This window comes from Streptomyces sp. SS8 (assembly GCF_054072955.1).
Map to the genome: position 1 here is coordinate 141,082 of NZ_JBSVCZ010000001.1, position 23,875 is coordinate 164,956.

Consider the following 23,875-nt stretch of genomic DNA (forward strand, 5'->3'; position numbering starts at 1 on the left):
CGGGAATCAGGCGGGAAGCTCGGGATGCGGGTGGTTCGGGAACTCCACTCCGGCGTTCGTCACCACCGGCGCTTCGCCCCTGTCACGGCTGCCCGACACTGCTGGACCAGCGCCGCGCACATGCCACACCCGGCGCGGGTTCCGGCTGGAAAGGGGAAGTACCGGATACGCGGGCTCGGATTTCGCCATCATCCTTTTCACTCGCGCAACTGCCCCCGCCTGCGCTCTGTTGCGTCACCCATCCTCGGGGGTCTGGCGGGGCAGTCCTACCCTCTTTCCCGTTGAGGCAAGAAATCGTCTCGGATGCCCTCGACGAGACAGCGCATGTCGTCCCCGTGGAGCGCCACAGCGGAGAAGCGGCCGAAGATCTCGATGTACGTCTGGATGTCTCTGGGTTCACGCGTGGTGATCTCCGAGTGGAACGTCTCGACGATCACAAGCCGGTCATCGTGGATGCTGAAGCACGTCATGGGGAAGTCGGGCATCCGGCCAGTCAGCGGCACGACGCCGATGCTCACGTTGGGAAGCCGGGAGAGGGACACGACCCGATCCAGTTGGGTAGCCATGACAGCCGGCTCGCAGACCAGCCATCGCAGAACGTGTTCGCAGATGACGAAGTGGAACGATCGGCCGTCCTCGTACAGCGTCGCCTGCCGCTCCAGTCTGGCGGCCACCGTTCGGTTCCTGGTCTCCTCCGGCAACGCGGGTGGCAGGGAGAACACCGCTGTGGCGTATTCCGGCGTCTGGAGGAGTCCGGGAATGAGCTGTCCCTGAAACAGCCTGAGCAAAGACGTGCTGCTTTCAATGGCCTTGATGGTGTTCTGGTGTTTCCATGGCCCCATGCGGCGCAGCAGGCGCCATGCTGTCGCCTCCGTAGCCTCTACTCTGGCAGTCGCGAGGAAATTTTCCTTCACCTCACCCGAGACGTCGAGCGCCGAAAGGATCAGATCGACGTCCTGGACGGTGGGAAGAACCCTGCCGTTCTCGATTCTCGAGAGTTTCCCTGCGGACATGGAAGCCCTGCGGGCCACAGAATCACCGGTCAGTCCCGATGCGTCCCGCAGCGCCCGCAGGGCTTTCCCGATCGAGTCCGTGGTCAGTGGTGCCGCTCCCAGTAGGAAGCGAACGGCACGGCGTGGGCGAGTGCCGCGTCGCGGTAACCCCGGTACTCCATGAGTCGATCAGCGGGCAGCGGCTCACCACCGATGAACTTGCCTTCGGGCGTGTAGTGCATCCGGTACACGGCGCGGTCGTCGAAGAGCCAGAAGTCGTGATCGGGGAGGCCCGTCACTTCCCGCTCGGCAAGATCGATGATCCCGATGGATTCGCCCGCCTTGATGTTTCCGGGGTACGCGGCCAGTTCGTACCGGAGGTAGTCCGTCAGCGGGGAACGCAGGACGTGCACGCGCGACACGCTCTTGCCCTTGTCCGTCATCGAGCGCACCCACGGATTGTCGTCCCAGTCCGGCCCCATGTCCTCGCCCGCGAGGAACCTCTCGATCTCTTCGCGCTCCTCGTCGACGTCGTAGACCGCGAGAGTCTCCAACCGGAAGGCCGTGCGCTCGAAGGTCTCGAAGAGACGGCCGAACTCATCACCCTCGAGCACCGAAATACTCCTCAAGAACCGCAGCCGGGATCGTGACGGCAGTCTCTCCCTCGGGCAGATCGAGCTGCGCCAGCCGCTCAGGGTCCGTGATCACGTACCCCTGTACCACGTAGTTTCCGCCATCGTCCGTACCCCACAGCGTCGGACACGTGCCGTTCTTGCAGTTCGGGTCTCCCGACAACTTCCGCAGCGGTGCGCCCACAGCCTCCCCCTCACGTCGACAGCCGGTGTCCCGAGTGATGCTTCCGACCTTCGGGCAGCGGGGTCAAGATCCCTGGCTTTCCAGAACGGGAAAGCCTCTCGTCCGTGCGGGAACCGCACCCCACGACGAGTGGCATGCGGCCAGTGTGTCAGCGCGCCCCGCCCCCGGCCAGCGGATACCCCTGGCCGGGGGCGGGGCGCGGTGCGCGTGCGGCGGGCGGCTATTTGTTGACGACCGTCAGCGGGAGCAGCTTCTTGCCCGTCGGGCCGATCTGGATGGAGGTGTCCATCGCCGGGCACACGCCGCAGTCGAAGCAGGGCGTCCAGCGGCAGTCCTCGACCTCGGTCTCGTCGAGGGCGTCCTGCCAGTCCTCCCACAGCCAGTCCTTGTCCAGGCCGGAGTCGAGGTGGTCCCAGGGCAGGACCTCCTCGTAGGTGCGCTCGCGCGTGGTGTACCAGTCGACGTCCACGCCGTGGGGGGCCAGCGCGCGCTCGGCGCACTCCATCCACAGGTCGTAGGAGAAGTGCTCGCGCCAGCCGTCGAAGCGGCCGCCGGCCTCGTAGACGGCGCGGATGACGTCGCCGATGCGCCGGTCGCCGCGCGAGAGCAGGCCCTCGACGATGCCGGGCTTGCCGTCGTGGTAGCGGAAGCCGATGGAGCGGCCGTAGCGCTTGTCGGCTCGGATCCTCTCGCGCAGCTTCTCCAGGCGGGCGTCGGTCTCCTCGGCCGACAGCTGCGGCGCCCACTGGAAGGGGGTGTGGGGCTTGGGCACGAAGCCGCCGATGGAGACGGTGCAGCGGATGTCGTTGGAGCCGGAGACCTCGCGGCCCTTGGAGATGACCTTGGCGGCCATGTCGGCGATCTGGAGGACGTCGTCGTCGGTCTCGGTGGGCAGGCCGCACATGAAGTACAGCTTCACCTGGCGCCAGCCGTTGCCGTAGGCGGTGGCGACGGTGCGGATCAGGTCGTCCTCGGAGACCATCTTGTTGATGACCTTGCGGATGCGCTCGCTGCCGCCCTCGGGGGCGAAGGTCAGGCCCGAGCGGCGGCCGTTGCGGGTCAGCTCGTTGGCCAGGTCGATGTTGAAGGCGTCCACCCGGGTGGAGGGCAGCGACAGGCCGATCTTGTCGTCCTCGTAGCGGTCGGCCAGGCCCTTGGCGACGTCGCCGATCTCGCTGTGGTCGGCCGAGGACAGCGACAGCAGGCCGACCTCCTCGAAGCCGGTGTTCTTCAGGCCCTTCTCCACCATCTCGCCGATGCCGGTGATGGAGCGTTCGCGCACCGGGCGGGTGATCATGCCGGCCTGGCAGAAGCGGCAGCCGCGGGTGCAGCCGCGGAAGATCTCCACGCTCATCCGCTCGTGGACGGTCTCGGCCAGCGGCACCAGGGGCTGCTTGGGGTAGGGCCACTCGTCGAGGTCCATCACGGTGTGCTTGGACACCCGCCACGGCACTCCGGAGCGATTGGGTACGACGCGGGCGATGCGGCCGTCGGGCAGGTACTCCACGTCGTAGAAGCCGGGGACGTACACGCCGCCGGTCTTCGCCAGGCGCAGCAGCAGCTCCTCGCGGCCGCCGGGGCGGCCCTCGGCCTTCCAGGCCCGGGTGATCCCGGTGATCTCCAGTACGGCCTGCTCGCCGTCGCCGATGACCGCGCAGTCGATGTAGTCGGCGATCGGCTCGGGGTTGAAGGCGGCGTGACCGCCGGCGACGACCACCGGGTGGTCCACGCCCCGGTCCTTCGCCCGAAGCGGGATGCCGGCCAGGTCCAGGGCGGTGAGCAGGTTGGTGTAGCCCAGCTCGGTGGAGAAGGAGACGCCGAACAGGTCGAAGGCGCCGACCGGGCGGTGGGCGTCCACGGTGAACTGCGGGACCCGGTGCTCGCGCATGAGCTTCTCCAGGTCCGGCCAGACGCTGTAGGTGCGCTCGGCGAGCACGCCCTCGCGCTCGTTGAGGACCTCGTAGAGGATCATGACGCCCTGGTTGGGCAGGCCGACCTCGTAGGCGTCGGGGTACATCAGGGCCCAGCGGACATCGCAGGCGTCCCAGTCCTTGACGGTGGAGTTCAGTTCTCCGCCGACGTACTGGATCGGCTTCTGGACGTGCGGGAGGAGGGCCTCCAGGCGCGGGAAGACCGACTCGACAGGCATGGGTGTGTCCTCGGATGCTGGGGTTCGCTGGGTTCTCGGGTGACGGTCCGCGCGTTCGGCGGACGGGAGTGACCATCCAGCGTAACGCCTGCCGGGGCGGGCCCCGTGCCCGCGTACCGGGGGCGGCCGTTACGCGGGCACGGTCGGGGCCCGGGGCTCAGGCGGAGACGGGGCGCTGCACCCGGATCGACTGGAGCAGCCCGATGGCGATCCAGACCGCGAACATCGAGGTGCCGCCGTAGCTGACGAAGGGCAGCGGCAGACCGGCCACGGGCATGATGCCCATGGTCATCCCGATGTTCTCGAAGGACTGGAAGGCGAACCAGGCGATGATCCCGGCGGCGACGATCGTGCCGTACAGCTCGGTCGTCTCCATCGCGATGCGGCAGGCGCGCCACAGCACCACGCCCACCAGGAGGATGATCAGGCCCGCGCCGAGGAAGCCCAGCTCCTCGCCCGCGACGGTGAAGACGAAGTCGGTCTGCTGCTCGGGGACGAACCGCCCGGTGGTCTGGCTGCCCTCGAACAGTCCCTTGCCGTAGAGGCCGCCCGAGCCGATGGCGATGCGGGCCTGGTTGGTGTTGTAGCCGGCGCCGGACGGGTCGAGCGCGGGGTTGGCGAAGGCCGCGAAGCGGTTGATCTGGTACTCGTCGAGCACGCCGAGCTGCCAGACCAGGACGGCGCCGACGCCGCCCGTGGCCAGCAGGCCGATGATCCAGCGGTTGGAGGCGCCGGAGGCCAGCAGCACGCCCAGCACGATCACGACCAGCACCATCACCGAGCCCATGTCGGGCATCAGCATGACGACCCCGATCGGCACGGCGGCCAGCAGGAGGGCCTGCATCACCGTGCGGTGGTCGGGGTGGAGCCGGTCGCCGGCGTCCACCTGGGCCGCGAGCAGCATCGCCATGCCCAGGATGATGGTGATCTTGGCGAACTCGGCGGGCTGGAGCGACAGGCCGGCGCCCAGGTCCAGCCAGGCGCGCTGGCCGTTGATCGTCGCGCCGAGCGGGGTGAGCACGAGCAGTGTGAGCAGCACCGACAGCGCGTACAGCACCGGGACCGCGCCGCGCAGCCTGCGGTGGCCGAGCCAGACGGTGCCCACGGACAGCGCGACGCCGATGGCGAGGCTGATCAGATGGCGCCACAGGAAGTGCTGGGGGTCGCCCTCGTTCAGCTCGGTGCGGTTGCGGGTGGCGGACCACACCAGCAGGGAGCCGATGACGGACAGCGCCACGCAGGCCAGCAGCAGGGTCCAGTCCAGGCGGCGCAGGACGGAGTCGCGGGCCGTCAGCCTGCTCCATGCGGAGCGCTCCTGCCAGGGCCGCCCGGTGTAGGAGTGGGTGCTCACGGCTTGAAGCCCTCCTGGCGCAGGGCCTCGATGGTGCCGTCCGGGTTGATCCGGGGAAGCTTCCTCTGCGGTTTGGGCAGCAGGGCCTTCTTCCCGTTGATCTTCCCGCCCTCGCCGACGCCGTACAGCGCGTCGTAGATCGCGCGCACCGCGGGGCCGGAGGCGCCGGAGCCGGTGCCGCCCTGGGAGATCGTCATGACGATCGTGTACTCGTCGGTGTAGGTCGCGAACCACGAGGTGGTCTGCTTGCCGTGGACCTCTGCCGTACCGGTCTTGGCGTGCATGGGGATCTCCTTCTGCGGCCAGCCGGTGTCGGCGAAGCGCCAGGCCGCGGTGCCGCGGGTGGCCACGCCCTCCAGCGCCTTGTCGGTCTGGCGCAGGGTCTTGGCGTCCATCGGCAGCCTGCCGCGCTTCTTCGGCTCGATCTCCTCGACGGTCTTGCCGTCGGGGCTGACGACGGCCTTGCCGACGGTGGGCTCGTACACGGTGCCGCCGTTGCTCAGGGCCGCGTAGATGGTGGCCATCTGAATGGGCGTCACCAGTGTGTCGCCCTGCCCGATGGAGTAGTTGACGCTGTCACCGGCGCGCAGCTTGTTGCCCTCCAGGCAGTTCTCGTACGCGATCTTCTCGACGTAGTCCCCGTCCTTCTTGCCGTACTTGCACCAGGCGTCCTTGTTGGCCTCCCAGTACTCCTGCTTCCACCTCCGGTCGGGGACGCGGCCGGTGACCTCGTTGGGCAGGTCGATCCCGGTGCGCTTGCCGAGGCCGAACTCGTGGGCCATCTTGTAGAACCAGTCGTCGGGGTTCTTCTTGGGGTCGGCCCCGCCGTCCTTCTTCCACTCCTGGTGGGCCAGGGCGTAGTAGACGGTGTCGCAGGAGACCTCCAGCGCGCGGCCGAGGTCGATCATGCCGTGGTTCTGGGACTCGAAGTTCTTGAAGACCTGGCCGCCGATGCTGTACGAGGAGGGGCAGTTGTAGCGGCCGTCGAACTCGTAGCCGGCCTTGACGGCCGCGGCGGTCGGGATCACCTTGAAGATCGAGCCGGGCGCGGCCTGCCCCTGGATGGCCCGGTTGAGCAGCGGGTAGTTGGATTTCTTGCCGGTCAGCCTGGCGTAGTCCTTGGCGGAGATGCCGCCCACCCAGGCGTTGGGGTCGTAGTCCGGCGCGGAGGCCATCGCCACGATCCGGCCCGTCTTCGACTCCATCACCACGACCGCGCCCGCGTCCGCCTCGTAGTTGCGGTTGGTGTTGCGGTCGTGCTGCTTGCGCGCCTCCTTCATCGCCTTGACCAGTTCCTTCTCGGCGATGGCCTGGACGCGTGCGTCGATGCTGGTGACGAGGGAGGAGCCGGGCTCGCCCTTGTCGTTCTCGGCCTCGCCGATGACGCGGCCGAGGTTGTCCACCTTGTAGCGCGTCACGCCCGCGTCGCCGCGCAGCGCCGCGTCGTACTGGCGCTCCAGGCCGGAGCGGCCGATCTGGTCGGAGCTGAGCAGCGGGGAGTCGGTGTCCTTGGTCTGGGCGATCTCCTCGTCCGTGACGGGCGAGAGGTAGCCGAGGACCTGGGAGGTCTGCGCGCCGTAGGGGGCCGGGTAGCGGCGGACGGCGACGGGTTCGGCGGTGATGCCGGGGAAGTCCTCCTGGCGTTCGCGGATCTGGAGGGCCTGCTGCGTGGTGGCCTCGTCGGTCACCGGGATCGGCTGGTAGGGCGAGCCGTTCCAGCAGGGCTGCGGGGTCTCGGCGTCGCACAGGCGGATCTTGTCGGAGACCTCCTTGTACGTCATGTCCAGGACGTCGGCGAGCCGGGTGAGGACGGTCTTGCCGCCGTCGTCCATCTTCATCAGCTCGGTGCGGCTGGCGGAGACCACCAGCCGGGTCTCGTTGTCGGCCAGCGGCACACCGCGCGCGTCGAGGATGGCGCCGCGCACGGCGGGCTGGACGACCTGCTGCACATGGTTGCCCGCGGCCTTCTCGGCGTACTCCTCGCCGTTGCGGATCTGGAGGTACCACAACCGCCCGCCGAGGGTGAGCATCAGGGAGAAGACCAGGATCTGGATGGCGACCAGCCGGATGGTGACCCGGGGGGTGCGCCCGGTCTCGGGAATGTTGCTCACTGCGTCTCCGTCGCAATCACAGTCGCCGCCGACATCACAGCCGCCGTCACAGTCGCTGCCGCCGTCACAGCCGCTTGACGCCCTTGATCCGTCCCGTTCCGCTCCTGGGGACCCGGGCCGTCAGGCCGCCGCGCCGGACGGCGCCCGCCCGTCCGGACCGGCCGCGCAGCCCGCCGATCCCTCCGGAGCCGAGCAGTCCGCCGTAGGTGCGGGCGCCGTCGCCGGCACTGCCGGCCGTGTCGGCGAGCGGGTCGTGCGCGGTGCGGCGGGCCAGGGCCATGACCACCGGGACGGTGAAGGGAGCCAGCAGCAGGTCGTAGACGGTGGCCGTGGTCAGCAGCAGGCCCAGACCCACGTGGCGGGCCGCGGTGTCGCCGACCAGCGCGCCGACGCCGGCGTAGAGCAGTGTGGAGAAGAGCGCGGCGCCGGCCACGACGAACATCGGGACGGTGGCCGAGCGGTGCTGGCCGTTCTCCGGCTTGGTCAGGCCGGCGGCGTAGCCGACGACGCACAGCACCAGGGCGTAGCGGCCCACGGCGTGGTCGGCGGGCGGCGCGAGGTCGGCCAGCAGACCGGCCGCGAAGCCGACCAGGGCTCCGCCGGTGTGGCCGTAGACCAGCGCCAGGCCGAGGACGGTCAGCAGCAGCAGGTCTGGGACGGCGCCGGGCAGCTGGAGCCGGGCCAGCACGCTGACCTGGACCACCAGGGCGACGACGACGAGCGCGGTCGAGAGCAGGATCCGGTTGGGGTGCATCGTTATCGGTCAGCTCCTGGAAGGGCTGGGGGCGGCGCCCGAGGAGGGAGCGGCGTCCGCGGCGGGGTCGGTGCTCGCCGAGGGGCCGGCGGCGGACGGCTCGGCGGCGGCCGAGGGGTCGGCGGTCACCGTGACCGTCGGGGCGGGCCGGTCCTTCGGCTTGGGCGGGAGGACCGCGTCGCGCGGGTCGGTGCGCGGCGGCTTGACGACGACTCCGACGATGTCGAGCTTGGTGAAACCGACGTACGGCCGCACCCGCACCGTCCGGGTGAGGCCGCCGCTGTGCGGGTCGACCCGGATGACCTCGCCCACCGGCACGCCGGGCACGAACGGCCGGTCGTTGCTGGAGCCGAAGGTGACCAGGCGGTCGCCCTTCTTCACCCTGGCCTTGCTGTTGAGGAGCTGGACGGTCAGCGCGCTGTCGCCGCGGCCGCCCGCGAAGCCGAGTTCGCCGGTGCCCTCCATCCGGGTGCCGACGGTGAAGTCGGGGTCGTTGGCCAGGAGCACGGTGGAGGTGCTCGGTCCGACGGTGGTGACCCGGCCGACGAGTCCGTCGCCGTTTATCACGGTCATGTCGCGCCTGATGCCGTCGGCGCGGCCGACGTCGATGGTGACGGTCCAGGAGAAGCCCTGGGCGGCGCCGATCCCGACGACCTGGGCGGCCTTGATGCCGTACTGCCCGGCGCCCGCGGTCCTCAGCAGTTCGTCGAGCTGCCCGACCCGGGCGTTGTCCCGGTCGGAGGCGGCGAGCCTCTGCTTCAGTTCGGCGTTCTCCTGCTCCAGTACGCTGATCCGGTCGTGGCGCTCGCCGGAGTCCCGTACGGCCGCGATGGCGTTGCCGACGGGGTCGACGGCGGTGGCGACGCCGCTCTCCACCGGGCCCAGGACGGACGCGGTCACCTGCCGCGCCCCGTCCAGCGGCGACCGCTCACCGCCGCGGATGTCCACCGTGATCAGTGCGAACGCGATGGCGACCAGCAGAACGAGCAGCAGCCGGCTCTCTCGTGTATCCCTCACGTGCGACGGCCGTGCCTTCCCTTGTTGGACTTGTCTGACCGTGGTGCCGATCCGGTTTCCCGGGGCGCCCGCCGTCTCATGGCCGCCGGCGGGGGGCCGGCGGCGCGGTGGGGCCGCCCCGGCCCGGCGTCACCGCCGCGGCTGGGCGTCGAGTACCTGCTGGAGCGCCTCGAACTCCTCGACGCACTTGCCCGAGCCCAGCGCCACCGAGTCCAGCGGGTCCTCGGCGATGTGGATGGGCATGCCCGTCTCGCGCCGCAGCCGCTCGTCCAGGCCGCGCAGCAGGGCGCCGCCGCCGGTGAGGACGATGCCGCGGTCCATGATGTCGCCGGAGAGCTCGGGCGGGCACTTGTCGAGGGTGGTCTTGACCGCGTCCACGATGGAGTTGACGGGCTCCTCGATGGCCTTGCGGACCTCGGAGGCGGAGATGACCACGGTCTTGGGCAGCCCGCTGACCAGGTCGCGGCCGCGGATCTCGGTGTGCTCGTCCTCCTCCAGGTCGTGCGCCGAGCCGATCGTGATCTTGATGCTCTCGGCCGTGCGCTCGCCCAGCAGAAGGCTGTACTCCTTCTTGATGTGCTGGATGATCGCGTTGTCCAGCTCGTCGCCCGCCACCCGGATGGACTGCGCGGTGACGATCCCGCCCAGGGAGATCACGGCCACCTCGGTGGTGCCGCCGCCGATGTCGACGACCATGTTGCCCGTCGCCTCGTGGACCGGCAGCCCCGAGCCGATGGCGGCCGCCATCGGCTCCTCGATGATGTGCACCTGACGGGCACCGGCCTGCGTGGAGGCCTCGATGACCGCGCGTCGCTCGACACCGGTGATACCGGAGGGGACGCACACGACCACCCGGGGACGCGCGAGGTAGCGTCGCTTGTGGATCTTGAGGATGAAGTAGCGGAGCATCCGCTCGGTGATCTCGAAGTCCGCGATCACCCCGTCCTTGAGGGGGCGGACCGCCACGATGTTGCCCGGGGTGCGGCCGATCATCTTCTTCGCCTCGGCGCCGACCGCGAGGATTCCGCCGGTGTTGGTGTTGATGGCGACGACCGATGGCTCGTTGAGGACGATCCCGCGACCCCTGACGTACACCAGCGTGTTGGCGGTCCCGAGGTCGACAGCCATGTCACGGCCGATGAACGACATGTTGTTCGCCATGAGGATACGTCAGGCCTTCCGACTGGAGCGATGTGAGGGGAGGACGACAGCGTGCGCTGCGGGGCCCGGAGAAGTTTCCATCGTAGTCGCGCTCCTTCGAACGCGGTGAGAGGGTTCCTCCTCCGTCATTGTCGGCGGAACGCGGTTCATCCCCGTATGTGGTGACGTCGCGTCCGGGTGATTCGTTCCCCCCGGTGGAGGGCGAATTCACATGGGGCGATCGAATTCCATCGATCGCCCCAGGTCAAGAGGTTCGCACTTATGACGTGCCGTCAGGAGTGGGAGGGAAAGAAGATCTTCAGCTCCCGTTCGGCGGACTCCTCGGAGTCCGAGGCGTGGACAAGGTTCTCACGCACGATCGTTCCGAAATCCCCCCGGATGGAGCCGGGCGCTGCGGCGATCGGGTCGGTCGGGCCGGCCAGGGCGCGCACTCCCTCGATCACCCTCTCGCCCTCCACGACCATGGCGACGGACGGGCCGGAGGCCATGAACTCCAGCAGCGGCTCGTAGAACGGGCGGCCGACGTGCTCGGCGTAGTGCCGCTCCAGGGTGGCGCGGTCCAGCGTGCGCAGCTCCATCGCGCTGATCGTCCAGCCGGCCTTGCGTTCGATGCGCCCGACGATCTCGCCGATCAGGCCCCGCCTGACCGCGTCGGGCTTGAGGAGGACGAGGGTGCGCTGGCTCATGGTCGGCTGCTCCTTGGGACTTTCGCGTGAGGTACGGGCTTTCACAAGTGCTCAGAGGCTACAGGGAGCCCGCCCGCGCCCCGTCGGCACCCGTCACGCGGCGCCGGCCAGGCGGCGCCGGTCAGGCGGCACCGGCTCCCGCGGCCCTCCGCGCCTTCGCCTCGTCGACCAACCGGCCGAAGTGGATCGACGCCCACCACAGCCCGGCGAAGAGCGTGCCGAGGAAGAACATCGCCGGGACGGCGAAACCGGAGGCGATCAGGCCGACCTGCAGCACCCAGCCGAGCTGGAGCGCGCCGGGCCGGCCGAGCATCCCGCACAGCAGCAGGCACAGCGCCATCGCCGTGCCGCCGACGGCCCACACCGTTCCCGCGGGCAGCTCCCCCAGCCGCACCGCCACCAGGGAGGCGAAGCCGATGACGAGGAACTCGCCGACGAGCGTGGACGCGCAGAGCGTACGCACCGTGTCACCTGTCCTTTCCGAGCAGCAGCCGGGCCTCGCCGACGGTGAGGACCGAGCCGGTGACCAGTACGCCCGCGCCGGCGTACTCGCCCTCCTCCTCGGCCAGGGTGATGGCCGCCTCCAGCGCGTCGTCCAGCCGGGGCTCGACCTGGATCCGCTCCTCGCCGAAGACCTCCACGGCCAGTGCGGCGAGTTCGTCCACGTCCATGGCCCGGGGGGTGGAGTTGCGGGTCAGCACGACCTCGGCGAAGACCGGCTCGAACGCCTCCAGCAGCCCCTTGACGTCCTTCTCGGCGCTGGGGGCGACCACGCCGACCAGACGGCTGAAGCCGAACGCCTCGGTGACCGCGGCGGCCGTCGCCTGGGCGCCCGCGGGGTTGTGCGCGGCGTCCAGCACCACCGTGGGACTGCGGCGCACCACCTCCAGCCGCCCGGGGGAGGCCACGGCGGCGAAGGCGGTGCGCACCGCGTCGATGTCCAGGGTGCGGGCGTGCCGGGAGCCGATGCCGAAGAACGCCTCGACGGCCGCCAGCGCCACGGCGGCGTTGTGCGCCATGTGGGCGCCGTGCAGCGGCAGGAAGACCTCCGGGTACTCCCCGCCCAGGCCGCGCAGCGTCAGCAGTTGCCCGCCGACGGCGACCTCGCGGGAGGCGACGCCGAACTCCAGGCCCTCGCGGGCGACGGTGGCGTCCATCTCCACGGCCCTGCGCAGTACGACCGAGGCGGCCTCGACCGGCTGCTGGGCGAGCACGACGGTGGCGTCCCGCTTGACGATGCCGGACTTCTCCGCCGCGATCTCCTCGGGCGTCTCCCCCAGCCGGTCGGTGTGGTCCAGGGCGATCGGGGTGACGACGGCGACGGACGCGTCGATCACGTTGGTGGCGTCCCAGCTTCCGCCCATGCCGACCTCGACGACCGCCACGTCCACCGGCGCGTCGGCGAAGGCCGCGTACGCCATGCCCGTCATGACCTCGAAGAAGGACAGCCGGTGCTCCTGGGCGGCGTCCACCATCTCCACGTACGGCCGCAGGTCCTCGTAGGTCTCGATGAACCGCTCGGCGGAGATCGGCGCGCCGTCCAGGCTGATCCGCTCGGTCATGGCCTGGACGTGCGGGCTGCTGTAGCGGCCGGTGCGCAGGTCGAAGGCGCCCAGCAGGGCCTCGATCATCCGGGCGGTGGTGGTCTTGCCGTTGGTGCCGGTGATGTGGATGGACGGGTAGGAGCGCTGCGGCTCGCCGAGCACGTCCATCAGCGCGGCGATCCGCGTCAGGGACGGCTCCAGCCTCGTCTCGGGCCACCGCCCCACCAGCTCGGTCTCCACCGCCCGCAGCGCCCGGTCCAGCTCCGGGTCCTCGGGCCGGGTCGGCAGCTCGCCGCCTCCGGCCGGACCGGCCTGGGTGCGCAGGGTGCGGCTGCCGGCCTCGATCACGGCGAGATCGGGGTCGCGGTCGGTCTCGGCGTCGATGATCTCGTCGAACCGCTCCAGGGGATCGCCGTGCTCCCCCTCCTGACCGGAGGCGTCGCCGGGGCCTTCGTGCGGGTCGTGCGGGGGCTGCTCACTCACCGTTTCAGTGTACGGAGACGGCGGTGGCCGCCGCGCCCGGGCCGGGCGCGGCGGCCACCGCTCTCTCGTCGTACTTGTCGTCCTACCCGCCCGCGGGGGCTCCTAGGCCTGTGGCAGCGCCTCCAGCTGGGCGGAGATCCGGGCGATGTCCGCCTCGGCCTGCTCCCTGCGGGTGCGGATCTTGGCGACCACGTGGTCGGGGGCCTTGGCCAGGAAGCCCTCGTTGCCGAGCTTGGCCGTGGTCTGCGCCAGTTCCTTCTCGGCCGCCGCCAGATCCTTGGCCAGACGCTTGCGCTCGGCCGCGAAGTCGATCGCTCCGGACAGGTCCAGCTCCACCTTCGCGCCCGCCACCGGCAGGGACGCGGTGGCCCGGAAGTCCTCGCCGGCCGGCTGCAGGCGCAGCAGGGAGCGGATGGCCGCCTCGTGGACGGCGAGATCGGTGCCCTCCAGGGTGAGACGGGCCGGGACGCGCTGGCCGGGCTGGAGGCCCTGGTCGGCGCGGAAACGGCGGACCTCGGTGATCACCTGCTGGAGCGTGGCGATCTCCTGCTCGGCGTCCGCGTCGCGGAAGCCGGAGTCGGAGGGCCAGTCGGCGATCACCACGGACTCCCCGCCCGTCAGCGTCGTCCACAGCGTCTCGGTGACGAACGGCATCACCGGGTGGAGCAGCCGCAGCGTGGTGTCCAGGACCTCGCCCAGGACGCGGGCGGAGGCGCGGGCCGCGTCGCCGCCCGCGGCGAAGGTGGTCTTGGACAGCTCGACGTACCAGTCGAAGACCTCGTCCCACGCGAAGTGGTAGAGGAGGTCGGAGAGCTTGGCGAACTGGTAGTCGTCGTAGTACGCGTCCACCTCGGCCACGACCGTGTTCAGCCGGGAGAGGATCCAGCGGTCGGTCGCCGACAACTCCCCGGGCTCGGGCAGATCGCCCTCGACCGTGGCGCCGTTCATCAGCGCGAAGCGGGTGGCGTTCCAGACCTTGTTGGCGAAGTTGCGGGACGCCTGGACCCAGTCCTCGCCGATGGGGACGTCGACACCGGGGTTGGCGCCGCGCGCGAGGGTGAAACGCAGCGCGTCGGAGCCGTAGGTGTCCATCCAGTCCAGCGGGTTGACCGCGTTGCCGAAGGACTTCGACATCTTCTTGCCGAACTGGTCGCGGACCATGCCGTGCAGCACGATCTGGTGGAACGGCGGGGTGCCGTCCATCGCGTACAGGCCGAACATCATCATCCGGGCGACCCAGAAGAAGAGGATGTCGTAGCCGGTGACCAGGACGGAGTTCGGATAGAACTTCTCCAGGCTCTCGGTCTTCTCCGGCCATCCGAGGGTGGAGAACGGCCACAGGCCGGAGGAGAACCAGGTGTCCAGCACATCGCTGTCCTGGTACCAGCCCTCGCCGCTCGGGGGCTCCTCGTCCGGGCCGACGCAGACGGTCTCGCCGTTCGGGCCGTACCAGACCGGGATGCGGTGTCCCCACCACAGCTGGCGGGAGATGCACCAGTCGTGGAGGTTGTCGACCCAGCCGAAGTAGCGGGACTCCATCTCCTTGGGGTGGATGGCGACCCGGCCGTCGCGCACCGCGTCGCCGGCGGCCTTCGCCAGCGGGCCGACCTTCACCCACCACTGCATCGACAGCCGCGGCTCGATGGTCGTCTTGCAGCGCGAGCAGTGGCCGACGGAGTGGACGTAGGGGCGCTTCTCGGCGACGATGCGCCCCTCGGCGCGCAGCGCGCCGACGACCGCCGAACGCGCCTCCAGCCGGTCCAGGCCCTGGAACGGCCCGTGGGCGGTGATGACGGCGTGCTCGTCCATGACCGTGATGCCCGGCAGGTCGTGGCGGCGGCCGATCTCGAAGTCGTTCGGGTCGTGCGCCGGGGTGACCTTGACGGCGCCGGTGCCGAACTCGGGGTCCACGTGCTCGTCGGCGACGACCGGGATGCGCCGGCCGGTGAGCGGCAGCTCGATCTCGGTGCCGACGAGGTGGGTGTAGCGCTCGTCGTCGGGGTGGACGGCCACGGCGGTGTCGCCGAGCATCGTCTCGGCGCGGGTGGTGGCCACGACGATGGAGCTGTCGCCCTCGCCGTAGCGGATCGAGACCAGCTCGCCGTCCTGGTCGGCGTACTCCACCTCGATGTCGGAGATGGCCGTCAGACAGCGCGGGCACCAGTTGATGATCCGCTCGGCGCGGTAGATCAGCTCGTCGTCGTAGAGCCGCTTGAAGATCGTCTGGACGGCGCGGGAGAGCCCCTCGTCCATCGTGAAGCGCTCACGCGACCAGGCGACGCCGTCGCCCAGCCGCCGCATCTGGCCGGAGATCTGGCCGCCGGACTCCGACTTCCACTGCCACACCCGCTCCACGAACGCCTCGCGGCCCAGGTCGTGGCGGGACTTGTCCTCCTTGGCCAGCTCGCGCTCGACGACGTTCTGGGTGGCGATGCCGGCGTGGTCCATGCCGGGCTGCCACAGCGTCTCGTGGCCCTGCATCCGCTTGCGGCGGGTGAGGGCGTCGATCAGCGTGTGCTCGAAGGCGTGGCCCAGGTGCAGGCTGCCGGTGACGTTGGGCGGCGGGATGACGATCGTGTACGGCGGCTTGTCGCTCCCCGCGTCCGCCTCGAAGTAACCGCGCTCTACCCAGCGCTCGTACAGCTTCTCCTCCACCTCGGCCGGGACGTACTGGGTCGGCAGGTCGGCATGGGCGCTGTTCGACGGCTCCGCCCCCGCGGGGGTCGGGCTCTGCTGAGTGTTCTCGGTCACGACGGCCAGTGTACGGGCGGCCGTGCGGCGGTCTCGAACCGGTTTGGGGGTCCGGGTGACGGGGGAGCGCCGGGGTCCGCCAGGATGGGACCGCTCATTGATGAACGTGTCCGACCAAGGGGGAGCCCCAGCGTGAGTCACAACCAGCCACCGCCACAGCCCGGTCCGTACGGCCAGCAGCCCCCGCCGCCGTACGGCGGCGGCCCTCAGCCGGGGTACGGATACCCGCAGCAGCCGGGCATGCCCCCGCAGGGGCAGCCGGGATACGGCTACCCGCAGCAGCCCGGTCAGGCCGGTCAGCCTCAGCCGGGCTTCCCCCACCCCCAGCAGCAGGGCTGGGGACAGCCCGGTTACCCGCAGCAGCCCGGCGGCTACATGCCCCCGCCGCCGCCCGGCGGCGGCAAGGGCAAGGTGATCGGCGCCCTGGTGGCCATCCTCGCGGTCGCCGGCCTGGCGGTGGGCGGCTACCTCGTCTTCTCCGACGGCGGCGGCCTCCCCGACGACGGCAAGCGGTACAAGATCGTCCCGCCGGAGACGGTCGCCGGGGAGTACAGGAAGAGCCCCACCTCCACCTCGGACGGCTTCGACTCAGGAGACATGAGGGACCTGGAGAGGGTCGGTGTCTCCGACACCGAAGAGGTCGTCGCCGAGTACCACAGCGGCGACAACCCCAGCAGAGGGAAGATGCTGAGCTTCAGCGCTCTGTGGGGCGAGGTGAAGGATCCCGAGGCGGCCGTCGACTCGATGTTCAGGAAACTGGAACTCGGATCCCGGGAGGAGGACGAAGGGGCCGAGCTGGTGGGCGACCCGGAGGAGAGGACTCCCGAAGGGATGGAGACCGCCGTGATGAAGTGCCAGAAGATCGAGTTCGCCGGGAAGGAGTCCTCCCTCGGGCCGGACACCCGGCGCACGACCGCCCCCGTCTGCATCTGGGCCGACTACAGCACCCTCGCCGTGGTCTCCCAGGTGGACATCGCGGCGGCCATCGCCGGCAAAGAGGGCCAGTCCGTCGACGGGAACGCCGAGATCGCGGCGGAGCTGTACAGGGAGGCGCGCGTCGAAGTCGGGTGACCTCGGGCGCCGAACACCGCGCACACCACGCGACTGGGGCCGCCCGGAATCCGGACGGCCCCAGCCATGTACGCGCGTATCGCCTGTCGCGCGGTGCGCCGCTCAGGCGCTCTTCTCGCGCGGCCCCTGCCCCTGGTCGCGCTCGCCGCGGGAGCGGGGCACCAGGGTGGGGTTGACGTTGGAGTGGACGACGTCCTCGGTGATCACCACACGCGCCACGTCCTTGCGCGAGGGCACCTCGTACATCACCGACATCAGGACCTCCTCCATGATCGCGCGCAGACCGCGCGCCCCGGTCCCGCGCAGGATCGCCTGGTCGGCGATGGCCTCCAGCGCCGGGAGGTCGAAGTCCAGCTCAACGCCGTCGAGCTCGAAGAGCCGCTGGTACTGCTTGACCAGCGCGTTGCGCGGCTCGACCAGGATCTTCAGCAGGGCCTCGCGGTCGAGGTTGTGGACGGAGGTGATGACCGGCAGACGGCCGATGAACTCCGGGATCATGCCGAACTTGACCAGGTCCTCGGGCATGACGTCCTCGAACTGGTTGCTGGCCTCGATCTCGCGCTTGGAGCGGATCGTGGCGCCGAAGCCGATGCCCTTGGCTCCTGCCCGGGACTCGATGATCTTCTCCAGCCCGGCGAAGGCGCCGCCCACGATGAACAGCACGTTCGTGGTGTCGATCTGGATGAACTCCTGGTGGGGGTGTTTGCGCCCGCCCTGCGGCGGCACGGAGGCGGTGGTGCCCTCCAGGATCTTCAGCAGCGCCTGCTGCACGCCCTCGCCGGAGACGTCGCGGGTGATCGACGGGTTCTCGCTCTTGCGGGCGACCTTGTCGATCTCGTCGATGTAGATGATCCCGGTCTCGGCCTTCTTCACGTCGTAGTCGGCGGCCTGGATCAGCTTCAGCAGGATGTTCTCGACGTCCTCGCCCACGTAGCCGGCCTCGGTCAGGGCGGTGGCGTCGGCGATGGCGAAGGGGACGTTCAGCATCCGGGCGAGGGTCTGCGCCAGCAGCGTCTTGCCGGAACCGGTGGGGCCCAGCAGGAGGATGTTGGACTTGGCCAGCTCGATCCCGTCGTCACGGCCCTGCGGACCGCCGTTCTCCCCGGCCTGCACCCGCTTGTAGTGGTTGTAGACGGCGACGGAGAGGGCCTTCTTGGCGGCCTCCTGGCCGACGACGTACCCCTCGAGGAACTCGTAGATCTCACGCGGCTTGGGCAGTTCGTCCCAGCGCATCTCGGAGGTGTCGGCGAGCTCTTCCTCGATGATCTCGTTGCAGAGGTCGATGCACTCGTCACAGATGTAGACGCCCGGCCCCGCGATGAGCTTCTTCACCTGCTTCTGGCTCTTGCCGCAGAACGAGCACTTGAGCAGATCGCCGCCGTCACCGATGCGTGCCACGAGGTGCTTCTCCTTCGCCTGGGATCCGTCGAGTTCCGCGAACCCGGGTGCTTGCTCTGGGCCTTGGCGGGGGCGGCCCCCGGACCCCCTATGACGGTACCTTGCCCGGCCCCCTGAATGGGCCCCCTCGGACCGACTCGACCCGAGGGGGGCGGAAATGTTCGGGAGAATCCGCGGGCTCAGCCCAGCCCCACCGAGGTCTTGCGGGTGGAGATGATCTGGTCGATCAGGCCGTACTCCAGCGACTCCTCGGCGGTGAGGATCTTGTCGCGCTCGATGTCCTGGCTGATCTGCTCGATCGGCTTGCTGGAGTGCTTGGCGAGCATCTCCTCCAGCTGGGTGCGCATCCGCTGCACCTCGTTGGCGGCGATCTCCAGGTCGGAGACCTGGCCGCGGCCGGTCTCGCTGTAGGGCTGGTGGATCAGGATCCGCGCGTTGGGCAGCGCCATCCGCTTGCCGGGGGTGCCGGCGGCGAGCAGCACGGCCGCGGCGGAGGCCGCCTGGCCCATGCAGACGGTCTGGATGTCCGGCTTGACGAACTGCATCGTGTCGTAGATGGCCGTCAGCGCCGTGAAGGAGCCGCCGGGGCTGTTGATGTAGACCGAGATGTCGCGGTCGGGGTCCATCGACTCCAGGCACAGCAGCTGCGCCATGACGTCGTTGGCGGAGGCGTCGTCGATCTGCACGCCGAGGAAGATCACGCGCTCCTCGAAGAGCTTGGCGTACGGGTCGTACTCCCGCACGCCCTGCGAGGTGCGCTCCACGAAACGCGGAACGACGTAGCGGGACTCGGCCGACGGCCCGGTGTAGCGGGCCTCGAGGCGGTCGTGGATCCCGGCCCCGGGGAAGCTGTGCTGACTGTTCATGTGGCTGTACACCGTTCTGGAGAGATGGACTGGCTGCGGTGTCGAGCTGCGGGACGTCAGGCGCTCAGGCGCCCGTACCGCCGCCGCCCGGAAGCTGCGTGGCGGAGCCGTAGACCTCGTCGATCAGGCCGTACTCCTTGGCCTCCTGGGCGGTGAACCAGCGGTCGCGGTCGGCGTCGCGGGTCCACTGCTCCTCGCTCTGGCCGGTGTGCAGCGCGGACAGCCTCGTCATCTTCTTCTTGGTGCGCAGGAGCTGCTCGGCGTGGATCTTGATGTCCGAGGCCGAGCCCGCCAGGCCGGCGGAGGGCTGGTGGATGAGGATCTCCGCGTTCGGCAGGGCGAAGCGCTTGCCGGGGGTGCCGGCGCTCAGCAGGAACTGGCCCATGGAGGCGGCCAGGCCCATGGCGATGGTCACCACGTCGTTCTTGATGTACTGCATGGTGTCGTAGATCGCCATGCCGGCCGTGATCGAGCCGCCCGGGCTGTTGATGTAGAGGTAGATGTCCTTGTCCGGGTCAGCGGCCAGGAGGAGCAGCTGAGCGGTGATCTTGTTGGCGATGTCGTCGTCGACCGGCTGGCCGAGGAAGATGATCCGCTCGTTGAGCAGCCGGTTGTAGACCTGGTCGCCGAGGCCACCGATGGTCGGCTCGGTGGCGGCGGAAGGCATCGGAAGCGTCACGTGTCCACCTGCTCGTATACGGACGGCCGCGTCTGCCGCAGGGCCGTCTCTGGGGTCTTCGTCTGTACTTGGACCCTAACGCGCGGGTCCGACTGCGCCATCCCGGTCCGAGAACTGTTCGCTGTTAGCGCAGGGAGCGTTCCCGCAGGTGGAATCGGCGTGTTCCGCCGTACGCGAACGGGCCCGCACGCGGTGTCGCGCGCGGGCCCGTTCGGCCGGTCGTGGGGCGTGGCCCCTCCGCTCAGCCCTCGGACTTCTCGCCGCTCTGCCCGGCGGACTCGGCGGAGGAGGCGTCACCGGCGGAGGCGTCGGCGGCCTCGCCGGACTCCGTCTCGTCCTCCTCGTCCTCCATGGAGACGGTCTCGCCGTTGGTGTCGGTGACCTTGGCGGCCTCGACGACGACCGCGAGGGCCTTGCCGCGGGCGACCTCGCCGACGAGCATCGGCACCTGGCCGCCCTCGACGACGGCCTGGGCGAACTGGTCGGGGCTCATGCCGGAGGACTGGGCACGCCGCATGAGGTGCTCGGTGAGCTCCTCCTGGTTGACGTTCAGCTTCTCCTTGTTGACCAGCTCGTCGAGGATGAACTGGGTCCGGATGCCCTTCTCCGCCTGCTCCTTGAGCTCGTTCTCGAACTCCTCCTCGGACTTCTCCTGCATCTTCAGGTAGGTCGCGAGGTCCATGCCGAGCTGCGAGAGCTGGTGGTTGACCAGGTTGTGCTTGCGGGTGTTGATCTCGTCCTGGAGGAGCTTCTCCGGGACCGGGACCTCGACCAGGGAGATCAGCGCGTCGAGCACCTTCTCCTGGGCCTGGGTGGCCTGGTCGTACCTCTTCATCCGCTCCAGGCGCTTGCGGCTGTCGGCCCGCAGCTCCTCGAAGGTGTCGAACTCACTGGCCATCTGGGCGAAGTCGTCGTCCAGCTCGGGCAGTTCGCGGGCGGAGACGGAGGTGACGTCCACCTTGACCTCGGCCTCGCGGCCCGCGGCGGAGCCGCCCTTGAGCTCGGAGGTGAAGGTCGCGGAACCGCCGGCCTCCAGGCCGGTGACGGCCTCGTCGATGCCGTCCAGCAGCTCACCGGAGCCGATGGTGTAGTCGATGCCCTTGGCGACGCCGTCCTCCAGGACCTCGCCGTCGACGCTGGCCTCCAGGTCGATCTTGACGACGTCGCCCTCGGCGGCGGCGCGCTCGACGACGGTGGTGGAGGCGAAGCGCTCGCGGAGCTGCTCGACCGACTTGTCCACGTCCTCGTCGGTGACCTCGACGGCGTCGACGGTGACCTCGATGCCGGAGTAGTCAGGGATCTCGATGGAGGGGCGGACGTCCACCTCGGCGGTGAACGCGAGGAGCTCGTTGTCCTTGAGCTCGGTGATGTCGACCTCGGGCTGGCCGAGCGGGCTCAGCTCACCCTCCTCGACGGCGTCCTGGTAGAGCTTGGGGAGCGCGTCGTTGACGGCCTCCTCCAGGACCGCGCCCCGGCCGAACCGCTGGTCGATCACCCGGGCGGGGACCTTGCCCTTGCGGAAGCCGGGCACGGTGACCTGCTGGTTGATCTTCTTGTACGCCGCGTCGAGGCTGGGCTTGAGCTCCTCGAAGGGCACCTCGACAGTGAGCCGAACCCGGGTGGGGTTCAGGTTCTCCACGGCGCTCTTCACGGTCGGTCTCCTTGGGGGCTGACTGCTGGGACTTCGTACTTCTTGTGGGGCGCCCCGCACGCGGACACGACACAGACAGGCGCGTCTTTCATAGTACGTGGTCGGGGTGGCCGGATTCGAACCGACGGCCTTCCGCTCCCAAAGCGGACGCGCTACCAAGCTGCGCCACACCCCGTCCGTGCGACACGTAGAGTACATGCCGTACGATGCGGAGCGTGCCGCACACGGTTCACGCTCGGCCGGTCGCAGTCTGTATGATCTGCCTGCCGCTGTGAACGACGGCGGCGCTGCGGGCGTAGCTCAATGGTAGAGCCCCAGTCTTCCAAACTGGCTACGCGGGTTCGATTCCCGTCGCCCGCTCAGACGGAGAACGGCCCGGTCCTCGACGAGGACCGGGCCGTTCTCCGTTTCCGGTTTCCGCGCCCGTTTTCCGGCGCACGGCTCAGAAAGTGATCTGGTTGATCGACTCGGCGAGCGAGTCGAGGAAGCGGTTGATCGACGGGGCGATGCCCGTGGAAGCCAGGAAGAAGCCGAAGAGGATCGCGACGAGCGCGGGCCCCGCCTTCAGCGAGCCACTGCGCATGAGAACGACCATGATGATCGCCAAGAGCAGCACCACAGACAGTGAAATGGCCACAACTGATCACACCCTCGGTCGCAACGCCTCTGCGCCGGCAACGCCGGCCCGGGGACCCTCCACCGCGCCCCCGGCGTGACCATCGTGCCACCAACTGCCGTTTCAGTGGAGGCAGGTGGAGGATCGGCGGGCCCCGGGCGTGTCAGCGCGCCGGTCCGCCGGAGCGCCCCACCGGCACCGGCCGGGCGGGCGCCGGCGGGCACCGGTGTTTCGGATCGGATCTTCCGAGAACATTCCCAATAACTTCACCACGGGAATTGGGCGGCGCCGCGGGCCGCGCCGGACGGAGAAACACTTCCGGGGCAGAGAGCGGCGCACACCCCGGGGACAAGTCCGGCATAAACGGAATGAAAGGGCGAGCGAATGGAACTTAACGGACACATCTCGAGAGAGGTCGCCGATCGCGGTCCGTCCGGGAGGCGCCGGTCACAATTCCCCGTTCCGGGAGTGGGGAGACCCCCTCGGATTTACCTCCGGATGGGTTCCCACTAGGGTGCGGCAGATGTTCCAAGTCGGCCATGAGCGCTCCCCGCTCCCTCCCGCCAGGCCCGACGCGGCCACACCGTCCGCGCCGTCCGCACCGGAGACCGTCCGGCCCGGACCTGGAGACGGAGCGGGAGGAGGCAAGCAGCGGGACGCCTTCTTCGACAACGCCAAGTTCCTGGCGATCGCGCTGGTCGTGGTGGGACACGCCTGGCGGCCGGTGATCGACGACTCGCGGGCGGTGCTGGCGGCCTACAACTTCGTGTACGCCTTCCACATGCCGGCCTTCATCATCGTCTCCGGCTACTTCTCCCGCGGCTTCGACATGCGCCCGAGCCGGGTGCGGCGGCTGGTGACCGGCGTACTGGTGCCGTACCTGATCTTCGAGACCGCCTACAGCCTGTTCAAGCGGGCGGCGGACTCCCCGGAGCACCCCATAAGCCTGCTCGACCCCTGGTACCTGACCTGGTTCCTGATCGCGCTGTTCGTGTGGCGGCTGACGACGCCCGTCTGGAAGGCGCTGCGCCGGCCTCTGCCGGTGGCCCTGGGCATCGCCCTGCTGGCCTCCGTGTCGCCCGACATCGGCAACGACCTGGACCTCCAGCGGGTGCTGCAGCTCCTGCCGTTCTTCGTCCTCGGCCTCTGCCTGCGCCCCGAGCACTTCGAGCGCGTGCGGCGGCGCGGGACGCGGCTGCTGAGCCTCCCCGTGGCCGCCGCGGCACTGGTCTTCGCCTACTGGTCGGGGCCCCGGATGAACTTCGAGTGGTTCTACCACAACAGCAGCGGTCAGGAACTCGGCGTGCCCTGGTGGATCGGCATCGCCATGAACCTGGCGATGTTCGCCTGCTCACTGGTGCTGTCCGTCTGCTTCTTCGCCTGGGTCCCCCGGCGCCACACGTGGTTCACCGCGCTGGGCGCGGGGACGCTGTACGCCTACCTGCTGCACGGCTTCCTGGTGCAGGCCTCGCGGATCTTCGGGTGGTACGACGAGTTCCCCTGGATCACCACTCCGGCCGGCATCGTCGCGCTGACGATCGGCGCCGCGGCCCTGGCGGCGCTGCTGTGCAGCTCGCCGGTGCGGCGGACGTTCCGGTTCGCGATGGAGCCCAGGATGGACTGGATCTTCAGGCACGACGCCGCCGAGACGGCCCGGCGGCGCTCCGCCGCACCGGCCGGGTCCGCCGGGTCCGCCGACCCGAACGGGACGGCGGTGCCCTCCGGTACGGCCCCTCAGGCGGCCGGGACGTCCGACCCCCGCTGACCGTCCGCCCGGGA

Annotated in this window: 19 protein-coding genes and 2 tRNA genes; 3 read left to right on the forward strand and 18 right to left on the reverse strand. The window is 69.7% G+C overall.

Going from position 1 to position 23,875, the window contains the following annotated elements:
- Window positions 1-266: 266 nt before the first annotated feature.
- From ACW69E_RS00610 to ACW69E_RS00665, 12 genes are all read right to left on the reverse strand, one after another.
- A complete protein-coding gene (locus ACW69E_RS00610) occupies window positions 267-1,115 on the reverse strand; it encodes a helix-turn-helix domain-containing protein (RefSeq protein ID WP_457496392.1) in 849 nt (282 codons plus the stop codon).
- Window positions 1,097-1,606 carry a DUF6879 family protein gene (locus ACW69E_RS00615; RefSeq protein WP_457496187.1) on the reverse strand — a complete coding sequence of 170 codons (510 nt, stop codon included), beginning with the start codon at window positions 1,604-1,606 and terminating at the stop codon, window positions 1,097-1,099. Before ACW69E_RS00615 ends, ACW69E_RS00610 begins: the two co-directional genes overlap by 19 nt.
- A 422-nt stretch (window positions 1,607-2,028) precedes the next feature.
- Window positions 2,029-3,957 carry a TIGR03960 family B12-binding radical SAM protein gene (locus tag ACW69E_RS00620; protein WP_457496188.1) on the reverse strand — a complete coding sequence of 643 codons (1,929 nt, stop codon included), beginning with the start codon at window positions 3,955-3,957 and terminating at the stop codon, window positions 2,029-2,031.
- Window positions 3,958-4,114: 157 nt separating this feature from the next.
- The gene (rodA, locus tag ACW69E_RS00625) at window positions 4,115-5,308 is read right to left on the reverse strand and encodes a rod shape-determining protein RodA (RefSeq protein WP_457496189.1); all 1,194 of its coding nucleotides are present in this window, start codon (window positions 5,306-5,308) and stop codon (window positions 4,115-4,117) included.
- Window positions 5,305-7,419, reverse strand: a complete 2,115-nt coding sequence (mrdA, locus tag ACW69E_RS00630; protein ID WP_457496190.1) for a penicillin-binding protein 2 — start codon at window positions 7,417-7,419, stop codon at window positions 5,305-5,307. Before mrdA ends, rodA begins: the two co-directional genes overlap by 4 nt.
- Window positions 7,420-7,483: 64 nt before the next feature.
- Window positions 7,484-8,173, reverse strand: coding sequence for a rod shape-determining protein MreD (gene mreD, locus ACW69E_RS00635; protein ID WP_457496191.1), 690 nt, complete (start codon window positions 8,171-8,173; stop codon window positions 7,484-7,486).
- 9 nt (window positions 8,174-8,182) lie between these two features.
- Window positions 8,183-9,190, reverse strand: coding sequence for a rod shape-determining protein MreC (mreC, locus tag ACW69E_RS00640; protein WP_457496192.1), 1,008 nt, complete (start codon window positions 9,188-9,190; stop codon window positions 8,183-8,185).
- A gap of 129 nt (window positions 9,191-9,319) precedes the next feature.
- On the reverse strand, window positions 9,320-10,339 hold the full coding sequence (locus ACW69E_RS00645) for a rod shape-determining protein (protein ID WP_457496193.1): 1,020 nt from the start codon (window positions 10,337-10,339) through the stop codon (window positions 9,320-9,322).
- Between the two features lie 284 nt (window positions 10,340-10,623).
- The gene (gene ndk, locus ACW69E_RS00650; RefSeq protein WP_457496194.1) at window positions 10,624-11,037 is read right to left on the reverse strand and encodes a nucleoside-diphosphate kinase; all 414 of its coding nucleotides are present in this window, start codon (window positions 11,035-11,037) and stop codon (window positions 10,624-10,626) included.
- Between the two features lie 121 nt (window positions 11,038-11,158).
- Window positions 11,159-11,500 carry a DUF4233 domain-containing protein gene (locus ACW69E_RS00655; protein ID WP_457496195.1) on the reverse strand — a complete coding sequence of 114 codons (342 nt, stop codon included), beginning with the start codon at window positions 11,498-11,500 and terminating at the stop codon, window positions 11,159-11,161.
- A gap of 4 nt (window positions 11,501-11,504) precedes the next feature.
- Window positions 11,505-13,064, reverse strand: coding sequence for a bifunctional tetrahydrofolate synthase/dihydrofolate synthase (gene folC / locus ACW69E_RS00660; RefSeq protein WP_457496196.1), 1,560 nt, complete (start codon window positions 13,062-13,064; stop codon window positions 11,505-11,507).
- Window positions 13,065-13,166: 102 nt separating this feature from the next.
- The gene (locus ACW69E_RS00665; protein WP_457496197.1) at window positions 13,167-15,815 is read right to left on the reverse strand and encodes a valine--tRNA ligase; all 2,649 of its coding nucleotides are present in this window, start codon (window positions 15,813-15,815) and stop codon (window positions 13,167-13,169) included.
- Window positions 15,816-15,947: 132 nt separating this feature from the next.
- On the opposite strand from ACW69E_RS00665, the gene ACW69E_RS00670 reads away from it, so the two are divergent.
- Window positions 15,948-16,886 carry a hypothetical protein gene (locus ACW69E_RS00670; protein ID WP_457496198.1) on the forward strand — a complete coding sequence of 313 codons (939 nt, stop codon included), beginning with the start codon at window positions 15,948-15,950 and terminating at the stop codon, window positions 16,884-16,886.
- Between the two features lie 102 nt (window positions 16,887-16,988).
- On the opposite strand, the gene clpX is transcribed toward ACW69E_RS00670, so the two are convergent.
- From clpX to ACW69E_RS00695, 5 genes are all read right to left on the reverse strand, one after another.
- Window positions 16,989-18,284: an ATP-dependent Clp protease ATP-binding subunit ClpX gene (clpX, locus tag ACW69E_RS00675; protein ID WP_457496199.1), complete on the reverse strand. Its 1,296-nt coding sequence runs from the start codon at window positions 18,282-18,284 to the stop codon at window positions 16,989-16,991.
- A gap of 179 nt (window positions 18,285-18,463) precedes the next feature.
- Window positions 18,464-19,150, reverse strand: coding sequence for an ATP-dependent Clp protease proteolytic subunit (locus ACW69E_RS00680; RefSeq protein ID WP_457496200.1), 687 nt, complete (start codon window positions 19,148-19,150; stop codon window positions 18,464-18,466).
- 64 nt (window positions 19,151-19,214) lie between these two features.
- On the reverse strand, window positions 19,215-19,817 hold the full coding sequence (locus ACW69E_RS00685) for an ATP-dependent Clp protease proteolytic subunit (RefSeq protein ID WP_177213868.1): 603 nt from the start codon (window positions 19,815-19,817) through the stop codon (window positions 19,215-19,217).
- Window positions 19,818-20,070: 253 nt separating this feature from the next.
- Window positions 20,071-21,480 (reverse strand): trigger factor, encoded by a 1,410-nt coding sequence (tig, locus tag ACW69E_RS00690; RefSeq protein WP_457496201.1) that lies wholly within the window; start codon window positions 21,478-21,480, stop codon window positions 20,071-20,073.
- Window positions 21,481-21,578: 98 nt separating this feature from the next.
- Window positions 21,579-21,655: transfer RNA gene (locus ACW69E_RS00695), tRNA-Pro, on the reverse strand.
- 114 nt (window positions 21,656-21,769) lie between these two features.
- Here ACW69E_RS00695 and ACW69E_RS00700 point away from each other — a divergent pair.
- Window positions 21,770-21,840: transfer RNA gene (locus ACW69E_RS00700), tRNA-Gly, on the forward strand.
- Window positions 21,841-21,922: 82 nt separating this feature from the next.
- Here the strand turns inward: ACW69E_RS00700 and ACW69E_RS00705 are convergent.
- Window positions 21,923-22,117 carry a hypothetical protein gene (locus ACW69E_RS00705; RefSeq protein WP_093654442.1) on the reverse strand — a complete coding sequence of 65 codons (195 nt, stop codon included), beginning with the start codon at window positions 22,115-22,117 and terminating at the stop codon, window positions 21,923-21,925.
- Window positions 22,118-22,619: 502 nt separating this feature from the next.
- Here ACW69E_RS00705 and ACW69E_RS00710 point away from each other — a divergent pair.
- Window positions 22,620-23,861: an acyltransferase family protein gene (locus tag ACW69E_RS00710; RefSeq protein WP_457496202.1), complete on the forward strand. Its 1,242-nt coding sequence runs from the start codon at window positions 22,620-22,622 to the stop codon at window positions 23,859-23,861.
- Window positions 23,862-23,875 lie beyond the last annotated feature (14 nt).